The sequence below is a fragment of the Planomonospora parontospora genome (genome assembly GCA_014647935.1).
Lineage (GTDB): Bacteria > Actinomycetota > Actinomycetes > Streptosporangiales > Streptosporangiaceae > Planomonospora > Planomonospora parontospora.
This window is the reverse complement of record BMQD01000003.1, coordinates 315,116-331,742: the sequence shown is the minus strand read 5'-3', so window position 1 is coordinate 331,742 and position 16,627 is coordinate 315,116. Positions and strand designations below refer to the sequence as shown.

General features: G+C 72.6%; 12 protein-coding genes. 5 read left to right on the top strand and 7 right to left on the bottom strand.

Annotated elements, in window-relative coordinates; genetic code table 11:
* Nucleotides 1-120 precede the first annotated feature (120 nt).
* Together IEZ07_RS06950 and IEZ07_RS06945 are read right to left on the bottom strand one after the other, a co-directional pair.
* Nucleotides 121-1,923: a GMC oxidoreductase gene (locus IEZ07_RS06950; RefSeq protein WP_191893987.1), complete on the bottom strand. Its 1,803-nt coding sequence runs from the start codon at nt 1,921-1,923 to the stop codon at nt 121-123.
* A 105-nt stretch (nt 1,924-2,028) separates the two neighbouring features.
* Nucleotides 2,029-3,594, bottom strand: a complete 1,566-nt coding sequence (locus IEZ07_RS06945; protein ID WP_191893986.1) for a succinic semialdehyde dehydrogenase — start codon at nt 3,592-3,594, stop codon at nt 2,029-2,031.
* 109 nt (nt 3,595-3,703) lie between these two features.
* Here IEZ07_RS06945 and IEZ07_RS06940 point away from each other — a divergent pair, with 109 nt between their 5' ends.
* The 4 genes from IEZ07_RS06940 (at nt 3,704) to IEZ07_RS06925 (ending at nt 11,387) form a co-directional block, all read left to right on the top strand.
* Entirely contained in the window at nt 3,704-5,905 is a 2,202-nt protein-coding gene (locus tag IEZ07_RS06940; RefSeq protein ID WP_191893985.1) for a beta-propeller domain-containing protein, read from the top strand.
* A gap of 296 nt (nt 5,906-6,201) precedes the next feature.
* Nucleotides 6,202-7,449, top strand: a complete 1,248-nt coding sequence (locus tag IEZ07_RS06935) for an ATP-binding protein (protein WP_191893984.1) — start codon at nt 6,202-6,204, stop codon at nt 7,447-7,449.
* 137 nt (nt 7,450-7,586) lie between these two features.
* The gene (locus tag IEZ07_RS06930) at nt 7,587-10,520 is read left to right on the top strand and encodes a M36 family metallopeptidase (protein ID WP_275413760.1); all 2,934 of its coding nucleotides are present in this window, start codon (nt 7,587-7,589) and stop codon (nt 10,518-10,520) included.
* A gap of 159 nt (nt 10,521-10,679) precedes the next feature.
* On the top strand, nt 10,680-11,387 hold the full coding sequence (locus IEZ07_RS06925) for a thermonuclease family protein (protein ID WP_191893982.1): 708 nt from the start codon (nt 10,680-10,682) through the stop codon (nt 11,385-11,387).
* A gap of 35 nt (nt 11,388-11,422) precedes the next feature.
* Here the strand turns inward: IEZ07_RS06925 and IEZ07_RS06920 are convergent, their stop codons facing one another.
* From IEZ07_RS06920 to IEZ07_RS06900, 5 genes are all read right to left on the bottom strand, one after another.
* Entirely contained in the window at nt 11,423-11,854 is a 432-nt protein-coding gene (locus IEZ07_RS06920) for a type 1 glutamine amidotransferase family protein (protein ID WP_191893981.1), read from the bottom strand.
* Nucleotides 11,855-12,203: 349 nt separating this feature from the next.
* Nucleotides 12,204-12,599, bottom strand: a complete 396-nt coding sequence (locus IEZ07_RS06915; protein ID WP_191893980.1) for a type II toxin-antitoxin system VapC family toxin — start codon at nt 12,597-12,599, stop codon at nt 12,204-12,206.
* Nucleotides 12,596-12,829: a FitA-like ribbon-helix-helix domain-containing protein gene (locus IEZ07_RS06910; protein ID WP_191893979.1), complete on the bottom strand. Its 234-nt coding sequence runs from the start codon at nt 12,827-12,829 to the stop codon at nt 12,596-12,598. Before IEZ07_RS06910 ends, IEZ07_RS06915 begins: the two co-directional genes overlap by 4 nt.
* A 115-nt stretch (nt 12,830-12,944) precedes the next feature.
* On the bottom strand, nt 12,945-14,687 hold the full coding sequence (locus IEZ07_RS06905) for a glycerol-3-phosphate dehydrogenase/oxidase (protein WP_191893978.1): 1,743 nt from the start codon (nt 14,685-14,687) through the stop codon (nt 12,945-12,947).
* 122 nt (nt 14,688-14,809) lie between these two features.
* Entirely contained in the window at nt 14,810-15,580 is a 771-nt protein-coding gene (locus tag IEZ07_RS06900; protein WP_191893977.1) for a DeoR/GlpR family DNA-binding transcription regulator, read from the bottom strand.
* Nucleotides 15,581-15,683: 103 nt separating this feature from the next.
* Here IEZ07_RS06900 and IEZ07_RS06895 point away from each other — a divergent pair, with 103 nt between their 5' ends.
* Nucleotides 15,684-16,568 (top strand): SIS domain-containing protein, encoded by an 885-nt coding sequence (locus tag IEZ07_RS06895; protein ID WP_204054281.1) that lies wholly within the window; start codon nt 15,684-15,686, stop codon nt 16,566-16,568.
* The last annotated feature ends 59 nt before the right edge of the window (nt 16,569-16,627 follow it).

Sequence of the window (16,627 nt, the reverse complement as noted above, 5' to 3'; positions counted from 1 at the left end):
GTCGTCCGGCACCCCGGGGCGGGACGGCGCTCGAGACTCCGGGCTCCGCACTCGGAACTCCGAGCTCCTCACTCGGGCGAGCGGGCGGGGCGTACGGGCGGGGGCCGCTCCGCCGGGCGGTCAGGTGATGCCGACGATGGGCAGGCGCAGGGCGCCGGGGGCGGCGGCGGGGACGACGGGGTTCTTCGGCGCGACGGGGGCCAGCCGTACGTAGGCGGAGCCCTGGGCGGGGCGCGGATCGGGTTCGCCCTTGTTGGGCCACAGGGCCATGGCGCGCTCGGCCTGCGCGGTGATGGTCAGTGAGGGGTTGACGCCCGGGTTGGCGGAGACCGCGGAGCCGTCGACGACGTGCAGGCCCTCGTGGCCGTGGACGCGGTGATAGGGGTCGATCACCCCGGAGGCCGGCGAGTCGCCGATGGCGCAGCCGCCGAGGAAGTGCGCGGTGGCGGGGATGTCGAACAGGTCGAGCCAGGAGCCGCCGGGCATGCCGCCGATCTCCTCGGCCGCGTGCCGGACGAACTCGTGCCCGGCCGGGATCCAGGTGGGGTTGGGCTCGCCGTGGCCCGGCCGGGAGCGGAGCCGCCACCCTCCGAGCGGCCCGCGGCTCGGGGACAGGGTGATCGAGTTGTCCTTGGCCTGCATGACGAGGGCGATGAGCGCGCGCTCGGACCACCTGCGGTGGTCGAACAGCCTGGGCAGCAGGTGCGGGCGCCGGGCCGCCTCGCCGAGGAACCTCAGCCAGCGCGGCGTGCCACCGCCGGGCGCACCACCGGTCCCGCCACCGGCCGCACCGCCGATCCCACCGTCGGTCCCGCCGCCGGTCCCGCCGTCGATCAGCAGGGTGCGGAGCATCGCCATCGCGTTGGAGCCGTCGCCGTAGCGGACGGGCTCGATGTGGGTGTGCGCGTCGAGGTGGACGGAGGAGGTGATCGCCAGGCCGCGGTTGAGCTTTTCGCCCTCGGCGGACAGGCGCTCGAAGCCGAGCAGCGCCTCGGAGTTGGTCCTGGTCAGGGCGCCCAGCCGAGCGGACAGGCGGGGCAGCGCCCCGGTGGCCCGCATCCGGTGGAGCAGGCGCTGCGTGCCGTACGTCCCGGCGGCGAAGACCACCTGCCCGGCGGTGAGCCTGCGGCGCCGCCACGGCACGCCCGTCTTGCGTACCTCGACCGCGTAACCACCGCCGGACCCGCCGTCCCCGCCGCCGACCCCGCCTTCCCCCCGCAGGGGGCGGACCGAGGTGACCGTGGTCTCCGGGTGGACCCTGGCCCCGGCCTTCTCCGCGAGGTACAGGTAGTTCTTGGTCAGCATGTTCTTGGCGCCGTGGCGGCAGCCGGTCATGCACTCGCCGCACTCGGTGCAGCCCCGGCGGCGCGGCCCGGCGCCGCCGAAGTACGGGTCGTCGGCCTCCGCGCCGGGTGTGCCGAAGAAGACGCCGACCGGGGCCCGATGGAAGCTGTCGCCCACGCCCATCCGCTCGGCGACCTTCTTCATGATCTCGTCGGCGCGGGTGACTGTCGGGTTCTCCACCACGCCCAGCATCCGCCGGGCCTGGTCGTAGTACGGCCCCAGCTCGGCCTTCCAGTCGGTGATGCCCGCCCACTGGGGGTCGGCGAAGAACGGGTCCAGGGGCTCGTAGAGGGTGTTGGCGTAGACCAGGGAGCCGCCGCCGACCCCGGCGCCGGCCAGCACCATGACGCCGCTGCCCTTCTCGCCCCGCAGCACGTGGATGCGCTGGATGCCCTTCATGCCCAGGGCGGGCGCCCACAGGAAGTCGCGGACCCGCCAGGAGGTCTTCGGCAGCGTGCTCTCGTCGAAGCGCCGCCCGGCCTCCAGGACCCCGACCCGGTAGCCCTTCTCCGTCAGGCGGAGCGCGGTGACGCTGCCGCCGAACCCCGATCCGATCACCAGCACGTCGTAGTCGAACACCCCGGGCACTCCCTCCACTCACCGTCTCGCCCCGCGCCGGGCGCTCTGACCGCTCCGGCGCTGGGGCAGGAGGTTTCTCTCGCCGTCCCGCCCCGCGCCGGGCGCTCACTTCAGGTGCAGCGCCTTCATGACCTTGAGCAGGTTCACCACCACGTCGGTGTACCTGTCGTAGGCCATCCCGGGCAGCGGTTCCAGGCCGAGCCAGGTGGCTTGGGAGGCGATGGTCTGCGCCTCGGTGTACTTCAGCAGCCCCTCGGCGCCGTGGCGGCGGCCCAGACCGGAGGACTTCATGCCGCCCATGGGGGCGTCGTAGGAGGCGAAGGCGGCGCCGTACCCCTCGTTGACGTTGACGGTCCCGGCCTTGATCCGGGCGGCCAGCGCGCGGCCGCGCGGCAGGTTCCGGGTCCAGACGGAGGCGTTGAGGCCGTAGACGGTGTCGTTGGCCTTGGCCACGGCCTCGTCCTCATCGGAGAAGCGGTAGAGCGACACGACCGGGCCGAAGGTCTCCTCGCGGCACAGGTCCATGGTCTCGTCCACGTCCGCCAGGACCGTGGGCTCGTAGAACAGCGGTCCGGCGTCGGGGCGGGCCCGGCCCCCGGCCAGCACGCGGGCGCCCTTGGCGACGGCGTCGTCCACGTGCGCGCCGACCGCCCCCAACTGCCGCCGCGAGGTGAGCGAGCCCATCTGCACGTTCCAGTCGAGGCCCGCGCCGAGCTTCATGTTCTTCACCAGGCGGACGAACTTCTCGGTGAACGCGTCGTACACCGCGTCGTGGACGTAGAGCCGCTCGATGGAGATGCACAGCTGCCCGGCGTTGGTGAAGCAGGCGCGCAGGGCGCCCTGGGCGGCCACGTCGAGGTCGGCGTCGTCGAGGACGATCATCGGGTTCTTGCCGCCGAGCTCCAGGGAGCAGCCGATCAGCCGCTTGGCGGCCTCCTCGGCGATCTTCCGGCCGGTCCGGGTGGAGCCGGTGAACGCCACGTAGTCGGCGTCGTCGAGGAGCGGGTCGCCGATCTCGGCGGGGTCGCCGAGCACGACCTGCCAGATCTCGCGGGGCATGCCCAGGGAGACCAGCAGGTCGATCGTCCACAGCGTGGACAGCGCGGTCTGGGTGTCGGGCTTGTGGACCACCGCGTTCCCGGCGAGCAGGGCCGGGACGACGTCGGTCACGCCGAGCGAGAGCGGGTAGTTCCAGGGCGAGACCAGCGCCACGACGCCCTTGGGCCGCCGCGCCTCGACGACCTTCGTCGCGAGCGGGAACAGGCCCGCGCGCCGCTTGGTCTCCAGCAGTCCGGGGGCCCGCCGCGCGTAGTAGAGGCTGCAGCCCGCGACGTCGGCGACCTCCTCGAAGGCGTGCCGGCGGGCCTTGCCGGTCTCCCACTGGACGACGTCGAGGATCTCCTCGCGGCGCTCCAGGATGGCGTCGTGCAGACGGAGGAAGGGCAGGGCGCGCGCCCGCGCGGGCAGCGCCGCCCACGCCGCCTGCGCCTCGCGGGCCCGGGCGTGGGCGGCGCGGACGTCGTCGGCGGTGGAGAGCGGCAGCTCGGCGAGGGGTTCCCCGGTGAAGGGGGCGGAGACCTCGCGGGTCTTCCCGCTGGAGGTCACCTGCCGGACGACGCGCTCGATCATGTCCCGGTCGAGGGTCCGGATCGCTCCGAGAGTGGCAGCCATGCCGGAAGGGTATTCGGTAGAACGGCGTACGGCTACTGGTCGGTAGGAGACCGGGCCCGCCGATCGGCGGGCGGCTGAACCGGGCGCGCCCCCGATCCGTCGTAGGGGCATGAGGACATCGATTCGCACGGCCGGCGCGACCCTGGCCGCCGCCGCCCTGCTCGCCACGGCGTGCACCGCCGCCCCGGGGGGATCGGGCGCGGGCCGTACGGCGCCGGTGGAACTGGGGGACGTGCGACTGGTCGCCTACAGCGGCTGCGACGACCTGCTCGCCGGGCTGCGCGCCGCGACGGCGGAGCACGTGGGGCCGTGGGGCCTGGGCGGGCCGGTCACGTACACGCTCGAGGACTCGGCCGCCAGAAGTGCCAAGCAGGAGGCTCCCGAGCACTCCACCACGAACACGCACGAGGCCGGGGTCGACGAGCCCGACCTGGTGAAGACCGACGGCAAGCGGGTGATCACCGTGAACCGGGGCGTGCTCCGGGTGGTGGACGCCGCCACCCGGAAGGTCACCGGCACGCTCCGGCTGGTCGACGCCGAGCAGGCGTGGGCCCCGGCCGACCTGCTGGTCAGCGGCGACCGGGCGCTGGTGCTGTTCTCCGGGGGCGGGATCATCCCGTACGGCGCGATGGCCAAGATCGCCCCGAGCCCGGGACCGCGCTACGTGCTCGTCGACCTGTCCGGCGAGCCGGAGGTGATCGGTTCGATCACCCCGGACGGCTCGCACGTGGACGCGCGCATGGTCGGCTCGACGGTGCGGCTCGTGGTCCGCAGCCAGCCCGCCATCACCTTCCCCGACGCCGGGCCCGACGCCACGGACGCCGAGCGGACCCGCAGGAACGCCGAGGCGGTGAAGACCGCGCCCGTCGAGGCGTGGCTGCCGACCTACCAGGTGACCGGCGCGGACGGCCGGACCGAGAAGCGCACGGTCGACTGCGGGCGGATCAGCCACCCGCGCGAGTACACCGGCACCTCGGTGCTGACCGTGCACAGCCTCGACCTGAACGGCGGCGGGCAGGCGCTCGCGGAGACCGCCCCGATCGGCGTGGCCGCCGACGGCGACACCGTCTACGGCACCGGGTCCAGCCTGTACGTCACCAGCAACCCGCGCTCGTGGTGGGGCAGGCCGATCGACAGCGTGATCGTCGAGGAGGAACCCGAGCCCCGCCCGAGCTCCACGATCGTGGAGCAGGAGCCCAAGCCGCTGCCCGACTCCACCGCCCAGAGCCCCGCCCCGCCCGGCGGCGTCGCCCCGGAGGTCGAGCCGACCCCGGCCGAGGAGACCGTCACGGTGCCCCCGCGGGCGGAGACGTCCGCCCCGGCGACTCCCCCGGCAGCGCCCCGGACCACGGCGCCCGCACCGGAGACCACCCCGGCCGCGCCGGAGGAGACCGCCCGGCCCGCGGAGCCGGAGGGCACCGCGACCCCCGCCCCGGAGACCACACCGGTCCTGCCGCCGGAGGAGACCGAGATCCACCGGTTCGACGTCACCGCGCCGGGCGCGCCGCGCTACGCCGCCTCCGGCAGGGTCCCCGGGAGGCTGCTCAACCAGTACTCCCTGTCCGCGCACGAGGGGCACCTGCGGGTGGCGACCACCCTGGAGACCGGGAAGACGAGTTCCAGCACCGTGTACGCGCTCAAGGCCGACAGCCTGGCCGAGGTCGGCCGGGTCGGCGGCCTGGGCGAGGGCGAGCGGATCTACTCGGTCCGGTTCATCGGCCCGACCGGCTACGTGGTGACGTTCAAGCAGGTGGACCCGCTCTACGTGCTCGACCTGCGCGACCCCGCCGCGCCGCGGAAGACCGGCGAGCTGAAGATCACCGGCTACTCGGCCTACCTGCACCCGGCGGGCGACGGGCGGCTGATCGGCATCGGCCAGGAGGCCAGCGAGCAGGGCCGCACGCTCGGCACCCAGGTCTCCCTCTTCGACGTCCGCGACCCGGCGAACCCGCGCCGGCTGGCGCAGTTCTTCCAGAAGGACTCCGGTTCGGAGGCCGAGTGGGACCCGCACGCCTTCCTGTACTGGGCGCCGACGGGCACCGCCGTACTGCCGCTGAGCACCTGGAACGGCACCGAGCAGACCAACGGCGCCGCCCTGGTCCTGACGGTCGGCGACGCCGCCGTCACCCGGGCCGGGACCGTCGTCCACCCGGCGCCCAAGCCGGTGGAGAACACCCGGATCGCCCCCTACGACCCGGGCATCCGCCGCTCGATCGTGATCGGCGACGCGCTGTGGACCGTCTCCGACCTCGGCCTGGCGGTCAACGCCCTGGACGACCTGGCCAAGCGGGCCTGGATCCCGTTCGACTGACCCGCCGCGGCCGGGCCCGTGCCGTACGGCACGGGCCCGGCCGCGGGACGCGGCCTCGGCGTCCACCGCCGGGGGCCGCATCCCGTTCCCGGGCGATCCGGAACCCATCCCCTGGTGGAGCCTCGATGGTTCGCTGCCGAATCCTCGGCGGAACCCCGGCAGATTCTCGATAGAACTCCAGCGGGTCCTTGATTTGCGGCAGACTGCGGAACAGCACTCCGGCAAAATGCCGAACAGGGATCCGGCGTTTTGCCGGTCAGGCCTATGGCAGGACCACGAACAGGCTGGTGGGGAGCATGGCGAAGATTTCCCGCAAGATGGAACCCAGACTGGCCCGCGCCCTCTCGGCCTACCGGGTGGTCGTCATCGGTGGTCCCCGCCAGGTCGGCAAGACGACTCTGGCAAGGGAACTGACCGGGGGCCGCGGCACCTTCCGCCAGCTGGACGTCGACACGACCCTCGCCACCGCCCTGGTCGATCCCGTAGGATTCGCACGGCACGGCGCCACTCCCCGGGCCATCGACGAGGTCCAGCTCGGCGGAGACGCCCTGGTCCGCGCCATCAAGGTGCAGGTGGACGCCGACGACGACCCGGGACAGTTCCTTCTCACCGGCTCGGCCGACTTCCTCACCGTGCCGACCCTCTCGGAGTCCTTGGCGGGCCGCGCGGTCTTCTTCGAGCTCTGGCCCTTCTCCCAGGGAGAGCTGCGCGGCGAACCGGACGGTTTCCTCGACACGGTCTTCCGTGAGCCGGACTCCTTCCGGGAGGGGCCGAGCTCGGCGCTGCAGCCCGAGGACTACCTGGAGGCCGTGTGCCAGGGCGGGTTCCCCGAGGCGCTCAGGCTCCATCCCGACGATCGCGGTCTCTGGTACGACGCGCTCGTGCAGACCGTGACCCAGCGCGACATCGTCGGGCTCACCGGAGCGCGTCGCGCCGGGGAACTCCCCCGGCTGCTCAGGCTCCTGGCCGCCCGCACCGCGAACGAGCTCGTGGCCTCCCAGATCGGCGCCGACTCACAGCTCAGCCGGGACACCCTCGCGGACTACATCGGCTTCCTCCGGATGATCTACTTCACCCGCGAGCTGCCCGCCTGGTCCTCCAGCCACACCAACCGGGCCAAGCAGCGCCCCAAGATCTACCTGACCGACACCGGTCTCGCCTCCCACCTCCTGGACGCCGACCCTGTGGGGCTGCTCGACGATGACGGCGCCAGGCGCGGCCAGCTGGTCGAGACGTTCGTGGTGAACGAGCTCCGCAAGCAGCTTGGCTGGTCCCGGGCCAGGGCCGAGCTGTTCCATTTCCGCGACCGCGACGGCGGAGAGATCGACATCGTCGTCGAGCGGCCCGACGGCCGGGTCGTCGGGATCGAGGTCAAGTCCGGTCTGACCGTGACAGGGAGGAGCTTCACCCATCTGACCAGACTGCGCGACCGACTGGGCGACGCCTTCGTCCACGGCTACGTCCTCAGCTTCAGCCCGGATCCGCTGCCCTTCGGGGACAGACTGACCGCGCTGCCCATCTCCTACCTGTGGCAGGCCGGGTAACAGCAGGGTCTATTACACCGATATATCACCCTTTACAAGATCTTGTCAGACTGTGTGAACCGGTGTTACCTCTTGCGCAGCGCACGTGATCCACGCGTGGCATGGCCAACGACGGCCAGCTCCCCGCAGGAGGCCCGGTGTCGACCAAGACCTGGTCACGCATCACCGTCATCGCCGCCGCTACGGCGTCCCTCGCACTCCCGTCCCTCGCCCTCCCCCTCCCCGGAGCCGCCCAGAGCGGGCCCGCCGGGCGGTCCCCCGACGTCCACGACTTCCAGGCCGAGCAGCACGCCAAGCCCGACGTCGACAACCGGCGCGGCGCCGTCGCGCCCCCGGCCGCCGCGCTCGCCAAGCAGGCCGGCGCGGCCACGATCCGCTGGAACGCCCTCGGCACCCCCGCCGTCGTCACCGGCTCCGCCCCGCTCGCCGAAGGGCTCGGCGACGACCCCGAGCGGGCCGCCCGCGCCTACCTCAAGGCCAACGAGAACCTCTTCGGGCTGAGCCCCGAGGCCGTCGACGCGCTGGAGAAGGTCGCGGCCAACCCCATCGGGGACGGCCACGCCGTACTGCTCCGGCAGAGGTTCGGCGACCTGCCCGCGGGCGTGGACGGGCAGGTGGTGCTGGGCGTGACCGGCGGGAAGGTCGTGCACGTCACCTCGACGCTCTCCCGGTCCGCCGCCGCCCCGCCCGCCGCCGCGCTCACCGGTCGGCAGGCGCTGGAGGCCGCCGCCCGCGACGGCGGGATCGACCTGGCCACCGCCGCCGTCAAGCAGGCCACCGAGGTGGCCGTGCCCGCCCCCGACGGCGTCCACCGGGCCTACCAGGTGGTGCTGATCGGCGGGGGCCCGGGACAGGAGGCCGAACCCGCCGCCTACACCACCCACGTGGACGCGGTCAGCGGCGAGATCCTGACCCGCGAGAACTTGGTGGACCACCACCACGAGCCGGACGACCCGCAGTGGGAGGCCTTCCCCGCCAACCCGCCGGCCGACTACTCCTCCGCCGACACCCGCTCCCGCTGGTGCTTCGCGCCCGGGCCCGGCTGCGACCTGGTGACCGGCGGCGACCCGGCCACCGGTAGGGCGTGGGACGTCGACCACGCCACGGGCGCGCCGACGGGCACCAGCCTCGGCAACGCGGCGCGCACGTTCGAGAACCGCGCCAGCGGCGACCCGTACACGGTCGGCACCCGGAGCGGCGCCCCCGCGCCGGACCGGAAGCACGTCCATCCGTGGAAGAACACGTGGTACACGGCCAAGTGCGACCCGGCCGTCTTCGACCTGCCCGGCGAGGCCGACCTGGAGGCGGCGATCACCAACCTGCACGTGATGCACAACCGCATGCACGACTGGTCCTACCGGCTCGGCTTCACCGAGACGGCCTGGAACATGCAGGCCGACAACGGCGAGCGCGGCGGCCTCGGCGGCGACCCCGAGCAGGGCAACGCCCAGGCGGGCGCGCGGGTGCCCAACGTGCGCGACAACGCCAACCAGATCACCGGCCCCGACGGGGTCGCCCCGATCACGAACATGTACCTCTGGCAGCCGGTCGCGGGCTCGTTCTACTCCCCCTGCGTGGACGGCGACTACGACATGTCGGTGATCGGCCACGAGTACGGTCACGCGATCTCCGGCCGCATGGTCGGCGGCCCGAACGCCGGGTGGAGCGGCGCCCAGCCGGGCGCGATGAACGAGAGCACCTCCGACCTGCTGGCCATGGAGTACCTGGCCGAGTACGGCTTCCGCCCCGCGGGCGACACACCGTACGTCACCGGCGCGTACGTCACCGGTGACCGGAAGGCCGGCATCCGCAACCACGACATGTCGAAATCCCCGCTGAACTACGGCGACGTCGCCTACGACATCGTCGGCCAGCAGGTCCACGCCGACGGCGAGATCTGGAGCGCCACCCAGTTCGACGTGCGCGAGGCCTTCGTCAGACGGTACGGCAAGGGCACGGCGGCCCTGCAGCGGGCGTGCGCCGACGGGAAGGTCCCGGTGGGCAGGTGCCCCGGCAACCGCCGCTGGGCGCAGCTCTCCTTCGACGCCCTGCTGCTGATGGCCACCGGCGCGGTCAGCTACGTCGACCACCGCGACGCGCTGCTCGCGGCCGACGCGCTCCGCTTCGGCGGGAGGAACCGGGACATCATGTGGCGGGCCTTCGCCTCCCGCGGCCTCGGTGAGGGCGCGGCCAGCTTGAACCAGAACGACCCCGACCCGACGCCGAGCTTCGTCGACCCCGAGGGGAGGAACGGGAAGATCCGCCTCAAGCCCCTCGCCGACGCCTCCGGCGCCGCGCTCCGGCTCTACGTCGGCCGCTACGAGGCCCGCGCCGTGCCGGTCGCCGACACCGACCCGGCCACCGAGCTCGGTGACACGGTGGAGATGACCCCGGGCCTGTACGACTTCGTCGTCGCCGGCAGCGGCTACGGCCACACCCGGGTGAGGTTCGCGGTGCTGCCCGGCGTGACGCTCCCCCTCCCGCTGCCGCTGGCGAAGAACGTCGCCTCGGCGGCGCTGGGCGCCACGGCCGCCGGTGACGGCGTCAACCACGCCAAGCTGATCGACGAGACCGAGGCCACGAACTGGGCCTCGCTCACCGGCCCGGTCCGGGGCAGGACCGTGACCGTCGACCTGGCCGGGTCCGACCCGGTGAAGGTCCGCCGGGTCCAGGTCAGCGCCATGCTCCGGCCGAACGTGAACGACCCCGCCGACCCCGGCGGCCAGAACCGCTTCAGCGCCCTGCGCGCCTTCGAGGTCCTGGCCTGCGACGCCACGAAGAAGGACTGCTCGCAGCCCGAGTCCTTCTCCGTCGCCTACACCAGCCCCGCCGACGCCTTCGACACCCGGCTGCCCCGCCCCCGGGGCGCCGACCTGCTGATCGAATCGTTCAGGATCCCCACGACGACGGCCACCCACCTGGCCCTGCGCGCGGTCTCCACCCAGTGCACCGGCAACCCGCGCTACGCCGGCGAGCAGGACGCCGACCCCGGCTCCGCCACCGACTGCGCCACCGCGAGCCCGGCCCGCGACCACCTCCGCGCCGCCGAGTTCCAGGCGTTCACCCGATAAGCCCGTCCGGTACGGCTCCCGCCCGACCCGGGCGGGAGCCGTACCCCTCTTCACCGAAGTGAACGATCCTCGCGAATCCCGAATCGATCACTATCCGTATCGAATCAGATTCTCCTTGCTACGTTCGGCTCCTCCGTACCACCGGCGAAGGAGCCTCCCGTGACACCTGTCCTCCGCGCGTCCCTGCTGGCCTGCACCGCCGTCCTGACCTTGCCGCTGACGGCGGGGCCCGCTGCGGCGGCCCCACAGGGCGTGCCGAAGGGGGCGCAGAAGGTCGTCGTCGTGAAGATCGTGGACGGCGACACGGTCGACGTCCGCGCCGGCCGTACCGGCCCGGTCTTCCGCGTCCAGCTTCTGGAGGTCGACACCCCCGAGCGCGGCCGGTGCTGGTTCAGGACCTCGTCCGCCCGCGCCGCGGCGCTCCTGCCCGTCGGAAAGAGCGCCTACCTGCTGAAGGACAGGGACCCGAAGGACCGCTACGGCCGCCACCTGCGCTACGTGTGGGGCGCGACCGGCACCTTCGTCAACCGCCACCTCGTGCGCTTCGGATACGGCAAGGCGGTGCTCTACAAGCCCAACGACCGGTACATCGCCCTCATGCGGGCCGAGCAGGCCAAGGCACGGCGGGACGGGCTCCGGATCTGGTCGGGCGGCTGCGACGGCACGGGCTCGGCACCCGCGCCGTCTCCTACCCGGACCCCGGCTCCGCAGCCGACCCCGGACCCGCCGTCCACCGGGACCGACCCGCGCTTCCCCACCTGCGGCGCGGCCAACGCCGCGGGCCACGGACCGTACCGGCGGGGCACCGACCCGGAGTACGCCTGGTACCAGGACCGCGACGGCGACGGCCTCGTCTGCGAACGCTGACCCCGGACGGCTGCGGCCGGCTTCCCGCCCCGCCGCTACCCGGCGGCGTCGTACCACCGGGGCGGAGCGGTGGCCTTCCGCGGATCGGGGGCCGGCCCGGCTCCGGGACCGAGGATGACGAACAGGTCGACGGCGACGGAGCTGCGGGGACGGGAGCCGGCGACGATCCAGCCGTCCTCGATGCTCCCCGCCGGGACGGGCTGGTCGGCGAAACCGCCGTCGGGGTAACGCCACAGCAGGCGGTGGTCAGCTCTCAGGCCACGCCGCCGCAGCTCAGCGCGGACGGCGGCGACCGTCTTACCACGGGAGGTGTAACCGCTCAGGGCCTCTGCTCCCTCGGGATCATCGAAGTCGACCTCGGCGTACGACTCCCCCGGCCTGGCCTCGCACCCCACGCCGAACACCACCCTGCCGGGAAAGTCGACCGGCATCCAGACCTTGCCGCAGAACGCCGACGCGCAGGGCACCGAACTCCGTGTGCCTATGCTTCCGTGCCATTCGAAGCCTTCGGGAACGATCGGCCCGAACAGTGAGCCCACGCCGGGTAGCGGACGAGGTAGAGCGCCTCGAAACGATCTCGCGCGCTGGAGGGCACGCGTTGATCCTGCACAGGTGTCTCCTGACCGAAGTGGTGCCGGACACCTCATCAGGTGTCCGGCACCACCCGGAAACGTTTCACCCCCTGGTCGGCGGCCCCGCCGGAAACGCCGGCGGAGCCTCGTCTCCCACCGCCCGTTCCCTCAGCCCTGACGACGCGCGAGGTTCGTCTCTCCGCTCTTCCCCGCCTGCCGACGAGGACAGCGGAGCTCTCGACCGTCAGCTCGACCGCAGTACGCGCACGTCGATGCCGAACTTCTCAGCTTCCTTCATCTTCAGGTCGGACGTGACGAGAGGTGCGTCCAGTGCCTGTGCCAGCACGACATACGCCGCATCGTATGTCGTGAAGTCGTCACGGAGCCTGAGCACGTGGCCCATGAGTTCGGTCATCTGGTAACGCCGGATGCGTAGTGAGCCGAAGTCCTCGACGGCTTCGTCCAGCCGCTGCTCATCGAGCTTCTTACCGAGGACGAGACCCCTCAACGCGCTCGAGACCTCGAAGTCCAGAAGCGCGGGCGCGTGAAGTTCCTCCTCGGCGATGACCGCCAGGAGCGCGGTGTTGACCGGATCGTCCACCAGAGCCTCCACCACGGCAGAGGACTCAATGACGATCACGATACCTCGCGAATACGCCGGATCTCGTTCACAGTCTCGTCCGTGGTCGGACCACCGAGACGGTTCCGCCGGGCCAGACGTGCGGCGATCTCGGCGTTCGTCGGGCGGGCGGCCATGCGCTCCAACTCTGCGCGGAGATAGGCAGCCAGTGTGAGTCCGCGCTCGGCCGCCTGCTCTTTGAGTGCTCGTACTGTCGGTTCGGGGACATCGCGTACCTGCAACAGTGCCATGACTTCATAGTATGCATTTGTATGCAAGCTGCAGGCGGAATCGGTGATGACGCAGGACAGTCCGAGAGACCCGATGTCTCGAGCTCTCAAGTAGCCTTCGCAAAGACCTGCCGACTCAGGCCAGGTTGGTCTCCGGAGCGGCGACGGGGACGATGTCGGGGGCGCCGAGGCGGATGGCGTCGGCCTCGTGGTCGGTGTCCTGCTCCTGGGAGAGCCGCTCGGCCTCCACCCGCTTGGTGTAGTGCTCGATCTCCCGCTTGACCTGCTCGTCGTCCCATCCCAGCGGGCCGGCGAGCAGTCCGGCGGCCTCCTCGGCCACGGCCAGGCCGCGGTGGAAGGTCTCCATGGCGATGTGGGTGCGCCGGGTCAGCACGTCGTTGAGGTGCCGGGCGCCCTCGTGGGTGGCGGCGTAGACGACCTCGGCCCGGAGATAGTCGTCCGCCCCGGTCAGCGGGCGGGCGAGCGCCGGGTCCTCCTCGATCAGCGCCAGCACCTCGCCGATCATGGAACCGTACCGCTGGAGCAGGTGCTCGATCCGCGCCACGTGCAGCCCGGAGGAGCGCGCCAGCCGCTCGCGGGAGTTCCACAGCGCCTGGTACCCCTCCGCGCCGGCCAGCGGGACGCGGTCGGTGCAGGAGGGCGGGACCCGCTGGTGCAGGCCGTGCGCGACCGCGTCCACCGCGTCCTTCGCCATGACCCGGTAGGTGGTGTACTTGCCGCCGGCCACCATGACCAGCCCCGGCACCGGGTGGGCCACCACGTGCTCGCGCGAGAGCTTGGAGGTCTCCTCCGACTCTCCCGACAGCAGCGGCCGCAGCCCCGCGTAGACGCCCTCGACGTCGTCGCGGGTGAGCGGCACCGAGAGCACCGCGTTGACGTGCTCCAGCACGTAGTCGATGTCGGAGCGGGAGGCCGCCGGGTGGACCTTGTCCAGGTCCCAGCGGGTGTCGGTGGTCCCGATGATCCAGTGGCGGCCCCAGGGGATGACGAACAGCACCGACTTCTCGGTCCGCAGGATGATCCCGGTGTGCGAGTGGATCCGGTCGCGCGGCACGACCAGGTGCACGCCCTTGGAGGCGCGCACGTGGATCTGCCCGCGCCCGCCGACCAGCTCCTGGATCTCGTCGGTCCACACGCCGGTGGCGTTCACCACCTGGCGCGCCCGCACCTCCAGGTCGGTCCCGGTCTCCAGGTCGCGCACCCGCACCCCGGTGACCCGCTCCCCCTCCCGCAGGAAGCCCGTCACCTGCGCCCGGGAGGCGACGTGCGCCCCGTAGCCGGCGGCGGTCCGCAGCATGGTCATCACGTAGCGGGCGTCGTCCACCTGCGCGTCCCAGTACTGCACCGCGCCGGAGAAGGCGGTACGGCGCAGCGCCGGGGCCAGCCGCAGCGCCCGCCTGCGCGACAGGTGCCGGTGGCCGGGGACGCCGCGGGTGAGCCCGGTGGAGAAGCCCAGGGTGTCGTACATCACCAGCCCGGTGCCGACGTACGGCCGCTCCCAGCCCAGATGGGTGAGCGGGAACAGGAACGGCACCGGCCGCACCAGGTGGGGGGCGATCCGCTGCAGCAGCAGCGCGCGCTCCTGGAGCGCCTCCCGGACCAGGTCGAAGTTGAGCTGCTCCAGATAGCGCAGGCCGCCGTGGATCAGCTTGGAGGAGCGGGAGGAGGTCCCCGAGGCGAAGTCGCGCGCCTCCAGCAGCCCGACGCTCAGCCCTCGCGTCGTCGCGTCGAGCGCGACCCCGGCGCCGACGACCCCGCCGCCGATCACCACCACGTCGAGCTCGGCGGAGCCCAGCTGCGCCAGTGCGGCGGACCTCTCGGCAGGGCCGAGCCGTGCGGTGCCCATGCGCGCCGTCATGCTGCATCCCCCCGGGGTACGCGGATCGTCGTCTTGTCCGGGATATGTACCCCCGCCCCCGGATGTCACTACCAGCCGGTAGTCGCGCTCGCGGTGATTCGCGCCACCGTCCGCCGCCCCGGTCAGGCGCGGACGACCTTCACGCCGGCGTCGGCGAAGCGGGCCGCGTCCTCGTCGGTGAGGCCCTCGTCGGTGACCAGCGTGCCGACGGCGTCCAGGGTGCAGATCCGGGCGAACGCGCGACGTCCGATCTTGGAGACGTCCGCGACCACGACGACCTCGGCGGCCCGGCCGATCAGCAGGCCGTTGACGCTCGCCTCGCCCTCGTGGTGGGCGAAGGCCCCCGTCCCGGCGTCGATCGCGTCCACACCCAGGAACGCGATGTCCAGCGTGATCTGCTCCAGCACCTCCGAGGCCAGCGGCCCGATCAGCTCGTAGGACTGCGGCCGCGCCACCCCTCCGGTCACCACGATCTTGACGTTCTGCCGCACGGTCAGCTCGGCGGCGATGTTCAGGGCGTTGGTGACGATGGTGAAGCCGAGCTCGGGATCGGCCCGTACGGCCAGCGCCCGCGCGACCTCCGAGGTGGTGGTGCCGCCGTTCATGCCGACGATCGCGCCGGGCGCCGCCAGCGCGGCGGCCGCCTCGGCGATCCGCTGCTTCTCTCCGGCGTGGCGCGCGGTCTTGTAGCGCAGCGGCAGGTCGTAGCTCACGCTCTGCGCGACGGCCCCGCCCCGCGTGCGCATGAGCATCTGCTGCTGGGCCAGCTGGTCGAAGTCGCGCCGGATCGTCGCGGTGGAGACGTCCAGCCCCTCGGCGGCCTGCTCGACGGTCAGCCGGCCCTCCCGGGCGAGCAGTTCGAGGATCGCGTTCCAGCGCTCGTATCGGCTCACGGTCAACAGGGTGTCACAGCGCAGGATCAAAACCCACCTCTGCCCAAATGTGCTTACTTCTGCTATAAATCACTCATAAATGAGCCAAACCGGGAGGCGTGCCGTGACCACCCACACCGAAGCAGAGATCGCGTCCCAGCCGGACTGCTGGCGCCGCGCCGCCGCCGCGGTCCCGGCCGACGCCCTCCCGCAGCCGGGCGAGCGGGTGGCCGTGGTCGGCTGCGGGACGTCCTGGTTCGTCGCCCAGGCCTACGCCGCGCTGCGCGAGCGCGCCGGGCACGGCGAGACCGACGCGTTCGCAGCCTCCGAGGCGCCGGCCGGCCGCTCCTACGACCGGGTGCTGGCGCTGACCAGGTCCGGCACCACCACCGAGGTGCTGGACCTGCTGCGCGACACGGACGCCCGGACCACCGCGATCACCGCGGACCCGGACACCCCTGTCATGGCGCTGGCCGACCGGGTCGTCGTCCTCGACTACGCCGACGAGCGGTCGGTCGTGCAGACGCGGTTCGCCACCACCCAGCTGGCCCTGCTCCGCGCCCACCTCGGCGAGGACCTGACCGCCGCCGTCGCCGACGCCGAGCGCGCGCTCGCCGAGCCGCTTCCCCCCGAAACGCTCACCGCCGAGCAGATCACCTTCCTGGGCCGCGGCTGGACGTACGGCCTGGCCCTGGAGGCGGGGCTGAAGATGCGCGAGGCCTGCCGCGCCTGGACCGAGGCCTACCCCGCGATGGAATACCGGCACGGCCCGATCAGCATCGCCGGGCCCGGCCGGATCACCTGGATGCTCGGTGACGCCCCCGAGGGGCTGCGCGAGGAGGTGGAGGCGACCGGCGGCGCGTTCCTGGCCGGCGGCCTGGACCCGATGGCCGAGCTGGTGCGCGTCCAGCGGGTGGCGGCGGCCAGGGCCCTGGCCCGGGGGCTCGACCCGGACCGGCCGCTCCACCTGACCCGCTCGGTGATCCTCCCCGCCCGGGAGCCCCGGTGACCGGCCCCGCCGGGACCGGACCCGCGACGGCCGGGTCCACCACGGCCGCTCTCCGGACC

Excerpts from the sequence above, each read along its gene's own strand:
- IEZ07_RS06945 (WP_191893986.1), bottom strand. The coding sequence starts at position 3,594 with ATGGCTGCCACTCTCGGAGCGATCCGGACCCTCGACCGGGACATGATC.
- IEZ07_RS06940 (WP_191893985.1), top strand. The coding sequence starts at position 3,704 with ATGAGGACATCGATTCGCACGGCCGGCGCGACCCTGGCCGCCGCCGCC.
- IEZ07_RS06935 (WP_191893984.1), top strand. The coding sequence starts at position 6,202 with ATGGCGAAGATTTCCCGCAAGATGGAACCCAGACTGGCCCGCGCCCTC.
- IEZ07_RS06910 (WP_191893979.1), bottom strand. The coding sequence starts at position 12,829 with ATGGCACTGTTGCAGGTACGCGATGTCCCCGAACCGACAGTACGAGCA.
- IEZ07_RS06905 (WP_191893978.1), bottom strand. The coding sequence starts at position 14,687 with ATGACGGCGCGCATGGGCACCGCACGGCTCGGCCCTGCCGAGAGGTCC.